This window comes from Acinetobacter sp. 24-47-47 (genome assembly GCF_057737035.1).
Genome location: NZ_CM173216.1, coordinates 825,883 through 838,066, shown reverse-complemented (window position 1 = coordinate 838,066; position 12,184 = coordinate 825,883). Strand labels below are relative to the sequence as shown.

At 38.6% G+C, this 12,184-nt stretch carries 9 protein-coding genes; 3 read left to right on the top strand and 6 right to left on the bottom strand.

What is annotated here, in order from left to right; translation table 11 throughout:
- Positions 1 to 31 precede the first annotated feature (31 nt).
- The gene (locus AC1M9E_RS03860) at positions 32 to 415 is read right to left on the bottom strand and encodes an SCP2 sterol-binding domain-containing protein (protein ID WP_092765941.1); all 384 of its coding nucleotides are present in this window, start codon (positions 413 to 415) and stop codon (positions 32 to 34) included.
- 339 nt (positions 416 to 754) lie between these two features.
- Positions 755 to 1,678, bottom strand: a complete 924-nt coding sequence (ttcA, locus tag AC1M9E_RS03855) for a tRNA 2-thiocytidine(32) synthetase TtcA (protein ID WP_035266955.1) — start codon at positions 1,676 to 1,678, stop codon at positions 755 to 757.
- A gap of 514 nt (positions 1,679 to 2,192) precedes the next feature.
- Here ttcA and AC1M9E_RS03850 point away from each other — a divergent pair.
- Together AC1M9E_RS03850 and htpX are read left to right on the top strand one after the other, a co-directional pair.
- The gene (locus AC1M9E_RS03850) at positions 2,193 to 3,050 is read left to right on the top strand and encodes a lytic transglycosylase domain-containing protein (protein ID WP_481595671.1); all 858 of its coding nucleotides are present in this window, start codon (positions 2,193 to 2,195) and stop codon (positions 3,048 to 3,050) included.
- A gap of 124 nt (positions 3,051 to 3,174) precedes the next feature.
- The gene (gene htpX / locus AC1M9E_RS03845; protein WP_035266954.1) at positions 3,175 to 4,080 is read left to right on the top strand and encodes a protease HtpX; all 906 of its coding nucleotides are present in this window, start codon (positions 3,175 to 3,177) and stop codon (positions 4,078 to 4,080) included.
- A 60-nt stretch (positions 4,081 to 4,140) separates the two neighbouring features.
- Here htpX and AC1M9E_RS03840 read toward each other — a convergent pair whose 3' ends face one another.
- From AC1M9E_RS03840 to AC1M9E_RS03830, 3 genes are all read right to left on the bottom strand, one after another.
- Positions 4,141 to 4,716 carry a DUF4112 domain-containing protein gene (locus AC1M9E_RS03840; protein ID WP_035266953.1) on the bottom strand — a complete coding sequence of 192 codons (576 nt, stop codon included), beginning with the start codon at positions 4,714 to 4,716 and terminating at the stop codon, positions 4,141 to 4,143.
- 40 nt (positions 4,717 to 4,756) lie between these two features.
- Positions 4,757 to 6,094, bottom strand: a complete 1,338-nt coding sequence (gene mgtE, locus AC1M9E_RS03835) for a magnesium transporter (RefSeq protein ID WP_481607139.1) — start codon at positions 6,092 to 6,094, stop codon at positions 4,757 to 4,759.
- Positions 6,095 to 6,252: 158 nt separating this feature from the next.
- A complete protein-coding gene (locus AC1M9E_RS03830) occupies positions 6,253 to 9,360 on the bottom strand; it encodes a multidrug efflux RND transporter permease subunit (RefSeq protein ID WP_488225045.1) in 3,108 nt (1,035 codons plus the stop codon).
- Positions 9,361 to 9,688: 328 nt separating this feature from the next.
- Between AC1M9E_RS03830 and AC1M9E_RS03825 the strand changes: the two genes are divergently transcribed.
- Positions 9,689 to 10,918 carry a hypothetical protein gene (locus AC1M9E_RS03825; RefSeq protein WP_481607124.1) on the top strand — a complete coding sequence of 410 codons (1,230 nt, stop codon included), beginning with the start codon at positions 9,689 to 9,691 and terminating at the stop codon, positions 10,916 to 10,918.
- 35 nt (positions 10,919 to 10,953) lie between these two features.
- Here the strand turns inward: AC1M9E_RS03825 and AC1M9E_RS03820 are convergent, their stop codons facing one another.
- Positions 10,954 to 12,123 carry a LuxR C-terminal-related transcriptional regulator gene (locus AC1M9E_RS03820; RefSeq protein WP_488225044.1) on the bottom strand — a complete coding sequence of 390 codons (1,170 nt, stop codon included), beginning with the start codon at positions 12,121 to 12,123 and terminating at the stop codon, positions 10,954 to 10,956.
- Positions 12,124 to 12,184: the final 61 nt, after the last annotated feature.

Here is a 12,184-nt window from a genome sequence, read left to right as displayed (position 1 = left end):
TAAAGGTAAGCTTTTTTTTGTTTAAAAAGTCTTAAGTAGTTTGCTCTAAAACTTTTTTGAACAAATCTTTTTGTTCTTGGCTTGGCTTCGCTGTTTGTAAAGCCATCAATTGAGACATATCGCCTTGAACTTTGATTTTACCAGTCATAAATGCTTGCATAGCAGCAGCCATGTCAAACTCTAAGAATACTTTGCGTAAAGTATCCGCATCTAAGTTTAAAGTTGTTTTAGCATTCGCAGAAGCGCCTTTTTGGATCTTACCGCTATCAAGCGCTAATTCAGTCGTTCCTTCGCTACCTGTTACTACAAGATTCAATGCTAGATTTGCTAATGATGGTGGTAAGTTCAAATCACCAGCTTCAGCTGTAAGTTTCTCAACGTTTGCAAACCAATCATCAGTTAAAAATGCAGGCATGTTCTTTCCTCGATGTATTTATTCAATTTATTGCGTTACCTATCCAAGATAACAACATGTAGAAGCTTTACGCTTGAGAGAGTTATAGCATGATATTTTCCAAATGCGATACGTTTTTTTGTACTCTGCGTTCGATTTTTTTTGTAAATAAAACTAATCGCCTAAATATCATCAAATCTTTATTTTTTCACAAGTTTGTCAATGATTTTTTGTATCGGTACTACGACCTAAAGTGACAAAAAACATCATTTTGTAAATCGACTCAACACCTTCATTAAAATGTAAAAATCTAAGAAATAAAAAAAGCACTTCGAAAAGTGCTTTTTTTATTAAGACGAATTACTCAGCAGCAAAACCGAGATTGACCATGCTAATACGCTTATTTGGTGTGTCCCCTTCGGCTGTTGAACAAGTTACATCAAAATCAACTTCACGTTGTCCATCTAAGGCTTCAAAATCGAAAAGATCTCGGTCAGCCAATTGCGATGGCGAGACATTCTGTAACGCGCCAAAAATGCTGTGTAAACGTTTTGGATGAGCTTTATCCCATTCACGCAACATATCATTGATGATTGCGCGCTGTAAGTTTTCCTGCGAACCACACAAGTTACATGGAATAATTGGGAATTTGCGCATTTCAGCGTATTTGATGATGTCTTTCTCTTCAACATACGCCAAAGGACGAATCAAAATATTCTTTTTATCCGATGAAAGTAGTTTTGGTGGCATCGCCTTTAAACTACCGCCATGGAATAGGTTCAAGAAGAACGTTGCCATAATATCATCACGATGATGACCTAAAGCAACTTTGGTCGCGCCAATTTCTTGAGCAAAACCATATAAAGAACCACGGCGCAAGCGTGAGCACACTGCACAATAGGTTTTACCTTCAGGTGTAAGCTTTTTGGTAATGCTATATGTATCTTTTTCTAAGATGTAGTACGGAATGTTATTTTCTTCTAAATAACGGGGTAATACATCCTCAGGGAACCCTGGTTGTTTCTGATCAAGATTCACAGCTACAACATCAAAATTGATTGGTGCTATGCGTTTAAACTGCAGGAGAATGTCCAGCATGGTATAGCTATCTTTACCACCTGAAATACATACCATGACCTTATCGCCATCCTCAATCATTTTGTAGTCACGGATTGCATGACCTACTTGACGACGAAGTTTTTTTAATAAACGATAATATGCAGAACTTGTAGGTGGCTCTGGCTTAAAATTAAATCCTTGGTTGGATTCAACTGGCGAGTACATAGACGACATTAACCATAAAAAAAATACTGCGCAATTTTAGCCGATTCAGTGCTTAATCGCATCTAAAGAATCTGTTTTTTACATCTAATTTTTATTTTTTCATAACACTGTCTTATTCACACATCTAAAATGGACGCTTGGGTTCATTTTTTAGTCGAATTGCTTATCTTTTGGACTTTTCCACAGTTTTCCACAAAACCTGTGGATAAAATTGTGGACTTTTTAGGGGTTGACAAAGTTTTGGCAAGATAAGATGGTGCTTTCCCTTAGATTGGTCATTTTTTAACCACTATTCTATATCCTTAAAATTCAATAACTTATATGTGTCAAGCAGTTGTTTATAAATAAAAATAAATAATTTTTTTGGATATTAAGCCAACAATTAAGACTTGATTTTTTTACAACGAATTGTTAAAAAACATTACATAGTCGAGAGACATCTCCATTGCAGAAAATCACCCACATATCATTTAGGGACAAAAATAGTGTTCGAATGATGAAAACTACAAATAAAATAAAAGTCATAGCGTTATTTGGGTGTGTGAATTTTCTAATATTCTCGCCACAGGCTTCTGCAGGTCAAACAATCTATCAGCTGAAAGATTCAAACGGCACTACCGTACTGACCAACCGCAAAAACAAATACAACCATCTTAAAGTTGAAAAGAAAACCTACTATCCAGATAGCAATATTCATAGTTACAGCAATTGGGGAAGCAACGAAGCATCTGTTCTCCCAAGCCATAGTAAAAATCGAAATGCCTTTGATGGCTATATTCGCCAAGCAGCTCAACGACACGGCATTTCTGAAGGACTCATTAAAGCGGTGATGCACACAGAGTCTGGTTTTAATATACATGCACGCTCCCCTGTTGGTGCTCAGGGTCTTATGCAATTGATGCCTGCGACTGCACAACGATTTAATGTCAATAATGCATATGATCCTGAACAAAATATTTTCGCTGGTGCAAAATATTTGGCTTGGCTATTGAAACGCTTTAATGGCAATACGCAATTGGCATTAGCGGGTTATAATGCTGGCGAAGGAAATGTTGCTAAATATGGTGGAATTCCGCCCTTTCGTGAAACTCAAGACTATGTCAGACGTGTACTCAGTCGTTACAATAATTTATACGCCAATGGTGTAGGCTCAAATCCAACCAATAGTTATGCAGCTTCAGCATCCTCTAAGTTAAGTTCACCGAGCTATAACAATCAGAATTTATCAGCTCAAGTGACTGCACCATCTAAACCAAAGTCACCTCCTCGCCAAATTATTGTGGCCGCTGATGGCAGTTTTACTGACGCACCAGCTGGTTCATATTCTACAAATAATGCCACAGCATCAGCGAAGATCTATATTTCGAATTAATCTCAATTTTTTTCGTTATATTTTTTATTTTTTTCTTGAAATTTTCCCTATTCGAAAGCATATTTGACGTAGGTTTTTTAATTCAAAAAGCTTATTAAATTTTATTTATAAGAGGATTTTCTCGATGATGCGGATTGGTTTGTTTTTGCTGACCAACCTCGCGGTACTGGTGGTAGCTGGCATAATCTTGTCACTCTTCGGTGTCGGTAGTTACCATGGCGCGGGTGGCTTGAATCTTGGCAATTTACTTGTGATCTGTTTTGTCTTTGGTATGGTGGGTTCTTTAATCTCCCTATTCATGTCAAAGTGGATTGCAAAGAAAACCACAGGTACAGAGTTAATTGATCCCAATGCTCCACGCAACCAAGCGGAAGCATGGTTACTCAATGAAGTGGCACAACTTTCTCAACGTGCTGGTATTAAAATGCCAGAAGTTGGTATTTTCCCATCTTATCAATCAAATGCTTTCGCAACTGGTTGGAACAAAAACGATGCTTTAGTCGCTGTTTCAACAGGCTTATTGGAACGCATGAATAAAGATGAATTACGTGCAGTGTTGGCGCATGAAATTGGTCACGTTGCTAATGGTGACATGGTCACCCTTGCTTTAGTACAAGGTGTAGTCAACGCGTTTGTGATGTTCTTCGCGCGTATCGTCGGCGACTTTGTAGATCGCAATGTATTTGGTCGTGAAGAAGGTGAAGCACCGGGCTGGAGCTATTTCCTCATTACAATCGTGTTAGATATCGTATTCGGTATTCTTGCTTCGGCAATTGTGATGTGGTTCTCTCGCTATCGTGAATATCGTGCTGATGAGGCTGGCGCGCGTTTAGCAGGTAAACAAGCCATGATCAGTGCATTACTTCGCTTGCAAGCAGAAACTGAAATGCCAGATCAAATGCCTAAAGAAATGAAAGCTTTCTCAATTTCATCTGGTCGTGAAGAAGGATTCAGCCTTGCTGCACTCTTCCAAACACACCCAACAATTGAGCAACGTGTAGCAGCATTACAACAACTTGATTGTCCTTAATCTGCATCTAAAAAAAGCCTCCATAGGGAGGCTTTTTTATTGGACTCAATCTATAACACTTTAAATAGATTGAAACCATTGCCATAAGAACGTTACACCAAACCATAAGGCAACACCAAAAATAATTAAAAACAGAAGACCCAGTAAATCAGGAATATGAATCCAAATCCATGCCACGACAGGATTTCGCCAGAAGGCAGAGTTCTGCTGTTTACGCTCTAAGTTTTCATGTAAAAATGGGTGTACCACATGATGGTCTGAATGAATCTGATACTCTTCACGAATATGATCATGAACCACATCTAAAGCCTTGCGACTCGGTCGAATAAACACATCAAAGAGTGTACCTGCAACAGGGATTAAACCTACTACACCATCCATCACAGCAAGTTTAAGCACGCCATTCAATTTAGATTGGGGCACACCGATTTTTCGAGCTTGTAATACTGCATAACACGTAAGTACAAATCCAGCTACGTCACCCGCCACAGGAATCGTACTCAATGCTGCATCAGCCCCTACCCCTTGTTTAGTGAATGGAATTCTTACGACGGAATCCATCATGTTTGCGAACTTGGCAAGATCGCGTTCCATTTTGATGACTTCAGCTTGGGTTAATTTATTTTTATTTGTCATTTAAGCAACATCCTGCAAAGATACTCCATCAGTCATAGCCTTAGAATAAGAGTTGTGAAGCAATAAATAAATAGACCAATACACCAGTTGCATCACATATTGAAGTGACCAAGGGTGCAGATGCGCTTGCGGGATCGAGTCCTAGTTTATTGAGTACAAATGGTAAACTCATCCCGATCATACAGCCCATCATGACAATACCCATCATACTGATCGCAAGCACTAAAGCGACCATCATATCTCCACGGATATAGCCAAGAATTGAAACAGCTGCAGCCATCGTTGCACCCAAACATAGAGCAACCATCGCTTCACGACCAAGCAACACAAACCAATCCTTGGCTTTTACATCACCAGTTGCGATTGCTCGAACCATCAAGGTTGCAGATTGGGAGCCTGCGTTACCACCACTCCCAACCAATAGCGGTAAAAAGAAGACCAAAACAATATGCGCAGCAATGATGTCTTCATAATGGGCGATCCCAATACTCGAAAGTAGGCTGCCAAAGACCAGAAACACTAGCCAAAAAACACGTTGTCTAAATAAAAATAATATTGGTGCTGAACGAATACTGATATTTTCTTTAAGCTCTACCGCCCCACTTTTCAAAAAGTCCTCGGTAAATTCTTCTTGGAATACATCCATAGCATCATCATAAGTGACGATACCGAGTAGATGATCATCATGATCTAAAATGGGTAAGGCGATAAAATCATAGTGGCTTAATTTTTTTGCCACTGATTCCTGATCCTCATCTACCCGTCCGTAAATGACCTCAGTGGTCATGACTTCTTGGACTGTTTTATCCAAAGGTGCTTGCACAATTTCTCGAAGAGAAATTACACCCTCAAGTTTCTGAAATTGATTGGTAATATAGATCAGATATAAGGTTTCAGTATCTTTGGCGGAATGACGCAAAATCTCTAAAGCTTGTTGCATTGAGATGTCTGATGGCAAAGTGACATAATCAGATGTCATGATCGCACCAGCTGTTTCCTCAGCATACAATGCCAAAGATTGAACTTGCTGCTTCGTTTCTCGATCTAAATTCGCAAAAATAAATGTTTTAATTTGATCCGGTAAAGCTTTGTACAAATCTGTTCGAGCGTCTGAATGCATTGAACGAATTAACTGGACTGTACTTTTACCGTCCATTTTTTTAACCAACTGTACTTGATGATTGAGTGGCAAAAACTCAAATACATATGCTGCGTTTTCTAAATGGTGGATAAGTTGTATTTGTTGATCAATTTCTAATTGCTGTAAATACAAAGCCAAATCTGCAGGATTAATCGTATCCGCAATATGATCAATCTGAGCGACATCAGAATTGATCAATGCTTGTTGTAATGCTTCAATTTTATGATCTTGTTTAATTTGATCCATAATCGCTTCATTTATTATCGTTTAGAATTACGCAAGGCATGCTAACACTAATTGAAAATGTTAGTGCGTATTGATCTTGTCAAAAACTGATATTTAAAAGTGGATTAAATCAAACGCAGTACCATACTCTTTATACTGCGGATACCACATTAAGTTTCAGATGCTGATTTTGATTTATATTTGAAAATATTCCGAACGATAACAAACATAAAGGGAATAAAGGCTAGAACTAAAATTGTGCCGAAAATTACCCCACCAAGGACACTGACACCAATTTCTTGACGACTGGCAGCACCCGCACCTGAAGCAAATACCAAAGGTATAACCCCTGCACCAAAAGCAAGCGAGGTCATTAAAATTGGACGTAAGCGCAAACTTGCACCTTGTAAAGCAGCAGCAATCGCGTTAGCTCCACGCTCCTGAGCCATTGCCGCAAATTCAACAATTAAGATGGCATTTTTACATGACAACCCAATCGTCGTAAGTAACGCAATTTGGAAGTAAATATCGTTTGGAAATCCGACCAACCAACTAAAAATAATATTACCGCCAATACCCAATGGAATAGCAGCAATCACAACAGAAGGTATCGACCAACTTTCATATAAGGCAGCTAAACATAGAAAGATAAAGCCAACAGAGATGAGATAAAGCCAAATGGCTTGTGTACTCGATTGTTGCTCTTGAAACGATAATCCACTCCACGCTAGCCCAACCCCGTCCAATTGATCAACCATAGACTTGATATCACGCATTGCAGCACCACTGCTCACATTTTTTGCAGTGTCTGCTTCCATTTGTAGCGCGGAATAACCTTGGAAACGAGTCACCACATCAGGGCCTCCATCCCAATCCACAGTGGCAAAATTACCAAATGAAATCATTTGATTTTGATTATTTCGTACAGACCATAAATTGAGATCTTCAGGCTTTGAACGATACTCGGCATCCCCCTGCATCATGACGCGTTTAATACGTCCGCGATCAATAAAGTCGTTCACATAAGAACCACCCCAAGCTGCAGCCAAAGTGCTGTTAATCGCAGATTGTGAAAGACCATTCACCATCACTAATTTTTGATTGATATTCACTTTCAATTTGGCTTTATCTGGATTAGAGCGTTTGCCCAAATTTTCAAAAGTCGTGAAGTTGATTGCCTGTCGTTCTAGCGCTTGAAATTGATCTTCTAAATACTGTCGTCCTTGTCCATTTAAATCTTGCAGCCAAAACTCGATGCCGTTTGTATCGCCAAGACCACTTACAGAACCTGGCAAACTCACCATAATCCGAGCGCGACTGTCTTTTCTAAAGAACTCCATCGCTCGTTCACGAATGGATTGTGCAGAGTTTGCCTCACCTGGACGATCATCCCAATGATGTAATGCTACAAATCCTGTTCCTAAATTTTGACCCGTTCCTGAAAAATTTCGTCCATAACGAATTTGAACCAACCTAACATTCTGTTTTTCTTGTTCAAGAAAATACTCTCGAATACTTTCACCAACAAGCTGACTTTCTGTCATAGGTGCGCCTTCTGGTAAACTGAATTGGACACTGATAAAACCTTGATCTTCACTTGGAATAAAGCTGGTTGGAAGCGACTTATAAAACAAAGCAAAAATCACAATTAACCCAGCAAAACTGGTTAAAACGATCCATTTTAGTGACAGGCTTTTTTCAACCCACTTTAGATAATGCAATCGTAATGATTCCATTTTTGTATTAAACCATGTCGCCCATTTTGCTTCTTGTTGTTTAGGTTTAAGAATAATCGCACACAATGCTGGTGTGAGAATTAACGCGACCAATAATGACAGTGACATGGCTGCAATCAAGGTAATTGAAAACTGACGGTATATAACCCCTGTCGATCCTGTAAAAAAAGCCATGGGAATAAATACTGCAGTTAGCACCACTGTAATTCCAATTAAAGCCCCCGTCATCTCTTGCATAGATAAGATAGACGCTTGCTTTGCAGATAGCCCCTTTTCATGCATTAAACGTTCGACATTTTCGACCACCACAATTGCATCATCTACAAGTAATCCAATCGCAAGAACTAATGCAAAAAGTGTCAATGTATTGATGGTCATTCCGAGCGCAAATAAGACGGCGAAAGTGCCCAAAATAACAATTGGAACCGTGACCGTTGGAATAAGTGTTGCGCGCCAGCTTTGTAAAAAGATAAACATGACCAACACGACCAAGATAATGGCTTCAACTAAGGTCTTTACAACTTCTTTAATGGACTCTTGAACAAACGGCGTGTTATCTCGTGGGTAGACAATTTGGTAGCCTTCAGGAAGTTTTTTCTTGATGTCTTCAAGGACTTCTTTAATTTTTGCAGAGGTTGCCAAAGCATTCGCACCAGATGACATTGAAACAGCCAAGCCTGCTGAAGGTGATCCATTAATGGTATTAAAAGCTTGATAATTTTCAGCACCTAACTCAATGCGTGCTACATCTTTTAAATAAATAAAACTTCCATCAGGGGTCGCTTTGACAATGATATTTTTAAATTCATCGACTGTTCTTAGTCGTGATCCAGCGGTAACTTTTGCATTAAGATACTGGTCTGCTACTGTCGGTAAATCTCCGATTCCACCTGCAGCAACTTGTGTATTTTGTGCTTCAATTGCGGCACGAATATCACTAGGCATCAACTGATATTGTTTCAATAAGTTCGGATCTAGCCAAATACGCATGGCATATTGAGAACCAAAGACATCAACCTCACCAACACCTTCTACACGCGCAATTTCTGGTTCAATGTGATCAGCCAAATAATCGGACAACGCAATATTATTACTTTGGTTCGTAGTGTCATATAACCCCACCACCATAAAGGTGTCACCTAAGGATTTATAGACATTGACCCCTTGACGCTGCACGTCTTCAGGCAAACGATTGATCACCCCATTAATGCTATTTTGAACTTGGACTTGTGCTGTGTCTGGATCAGTTCCGTTTTCAAAACTTAAACTAATTCGACTATTCCCAGATGCATTACTGGTAGAGCTAAAATAAAGTAAGTTATCAATTCCTTTAATTTGTTGTTCTATGACCTGTGTGACACTTTCCTCAACTGTTTCGGCATCAGCTCCTGTGTAAGTTGCTGATACAGTAATTCTTGGCGGAGCAATATCAGGATAGCGTTCTACCGGTAAGCTCATCACCGCAAATATACCAATTGCCATGACAATGATCGCAAGTACGCCAGCAAAAATAGGTCGTTCAATAAAGAACTTAGATAACATAGTCGTTAAGCCGTCAAAAGAATTCTAGAAAGTGTTTTCATTAAAATATATAAAAATTTAATTGATATTCAGTGACTATGAATAAAAAAACAAGAACTAATAACAGAAACGATCAACATTGATTGAATTAAGAAGAGAATATGAAGCCCTCACCTATGAACCGCTTATCAGATCCTTCAAAAAAAATATGCGCAATTTCTCAAAAGTAAAAAACTTCTAAAATTAAGCAGCATTAATGCCATCACCCCCTCCCAATTTGAGGATAGTCATATTCAATTTTTTAAAACTATATTCGAGGTACAAAAATACGAATGATTTGGGGGAAATGATGAAAAAAGCTCTTCTAACACTGGCGCTCAGTACCTGTTTAGCAGCTTGTGGTGGTTCGGATAAATCCGCAAAAAATGATGATCAGATTAAAATAGGAATACTGACTGACAGCCCAGTAGCAGGTGCGACGTATATCGTGAATGGCAATAATGACAATGCGAAGAAAACCAATGCAAATGGGGAATTTGAATATCAAGATGGAGATGTCATTACATTTAAAATTGGTGATATCGAAATTGGTACTGTACAAGGTTTAGCTCGTGTGACACCAAATGAACTCGTGGATGAAGATTTAAATGCAGATGAACGTAACAAGAGAATTATCAATCTACTGATTTTTTTACAATCACTGGATATCGATGAGGATAAAGAGACCATACAAATCCCTGATGATGTTTCAACTCTCTCGCCTTCAGCGATTGATTTCAGCAACACGACAAGTGATTTTAGAGAGCGACTTCAAGCTCAAATTATCAATATTCCTGAAATTGCCTCCAATACAGTAGTCAGTGAAGAGCAAGCTAAAGAACATTTTAGCAGCTCACTGCTCAAAGACATTCAAGGCGTATGGTATGCAAAAAACAATGAGTCTGAAATTGTGTTATTTATTGGAGAGAATGGCGAATATATGCTTGGTGAACCAATCCCAAGTGAGCCCAATAGTTCTTCAAATGGCATGGAATACGCCAAGATTAATCTAGATGCTTTGAGTGGTAGCTTTTATACTTCTTCCATAGATAGTACTACGCCTGTGATTGACACAAATGAAGATTGGGGACTTCTCGATGATGGGGAATCACGTTCATTAAGGCTATCTTTTAATGGTTCTAAACTCAAAATTTTTGATGATAATAATCTTGATGAAAGTGCAGAATTTACGCGAGTTCCTCGAAATAATAGTGGAATTGTAGGCGCATGGCAGTCCTCAAGTGGTAAACAAATTTTCGTATTTAATTCTAATAACACTTTCATTATGGTAGATGCTATTGGCGATGATCAACCAGATCCATATGACGGACCTTGTGGTGGCCCTGGTATTGAGTATGGTCGTTATCAATTACGCGACAACAAGCTCTTTGTTACCACGCCCCTCAGCATTGATACAAATGGTTGTGCTGGATTATCCAATACAGACGCGCATTTAGGCTTACCATTACAAATTTCTACTCAAAGTTTAAGCTTTACCGTGGCAGATGAAGGCACATTTACACTGACCAGAATGAATTAATTTTATCCCCCTTCAACATCTTCGTTAAAGGGGGATTATTCAATATGCTGAAAAGCATCAATAAATTCGATCAAAATCCGCATCATTTCAGCTTGTGAGGAGCATCCTAACTTCTGATAAATCGTTTTCAGATATGTCCGCAGTGAACTCAGCGTAATCCCACATTTCAAAGCAATATTTTCAAGATGCTGATCGTCCATAAAATGCTGACAAATTTCAATTTCTCGAGCTGTCAGTTGGAATGTTGACTTCAGTAATATTTTAGACAAGCGTTTTCGATCCTGCATTTTTGATAAGAATAATGCAACTTGATTATTGTCTAAGATCATTAAATCTGACAGCACCTTAAGTGGTGAGACTGTGATTAAGTAAGCTGATTGATGTCGATCGCTATATAACTGCATTGCACCCCCAGCTTCTTCTTGATCATGCCTCTCTAATGAATAACGCTCATTCTTTTTGAATGTGCTCTGCACCAATTTTTTTAATTGAGTATTATAAGGCTCGATTATTTTTAATCTGTTATGCAAATCAATTTCAATCATACTCGTATCATTCAAACAATCCTTCGCATACTGATTCACAAATCTCACTTCTAGGTTAGATTGAACGATGAGCACACCCACATTCAACTTATCTAAAATTTCGGTGTAATTACTTCTATCATTTTGAAGAAACTTAATTTGTCGATGAATTTGAATCGCTCTTCTAAAGTGTTTTGCGAGTCTTTCTAAACTTTGTAATTCAGCAGCCTCATAAGCAACTGCATCTGAGGGTCGATGTACCGCAAGCACGCCCCATTTATATTTTCCATACTCTAGCAATACCCCACTGAGATAGCAGATGTTTGAAGGAACTAAACAATATTCATAAAAGCTTTTCAAATCCTCATTATCTGTTTCAGCATATGATCGACAATCAATTTGATAGGCATGCTCTAATCCATAGGTATTCATTAACTCACCATGAATACGCATGTCTACGACATCTAAGTTATACGTTTGATAATTTTGAATTCCATCAATCGGGATATTAATGGTGTAAATAAAATTTTGTTCGGGCCGAAGCTGATCAAAGTAAGTAAAGATCGCCGTTGAACTCTGTGTAAATTCCACGACATGTTTTAAAACATTTTCCCAGTGATGTGGCTTTAAGGCAGCCTCATAAATTTCTTCTATGATTTGATTTTCTTGAGCAGTTAACATCATCACCCCCCAATCATGGTGTTAATGTTCTTTGAGATTAGCGCTCAACTAGGCTTTTATT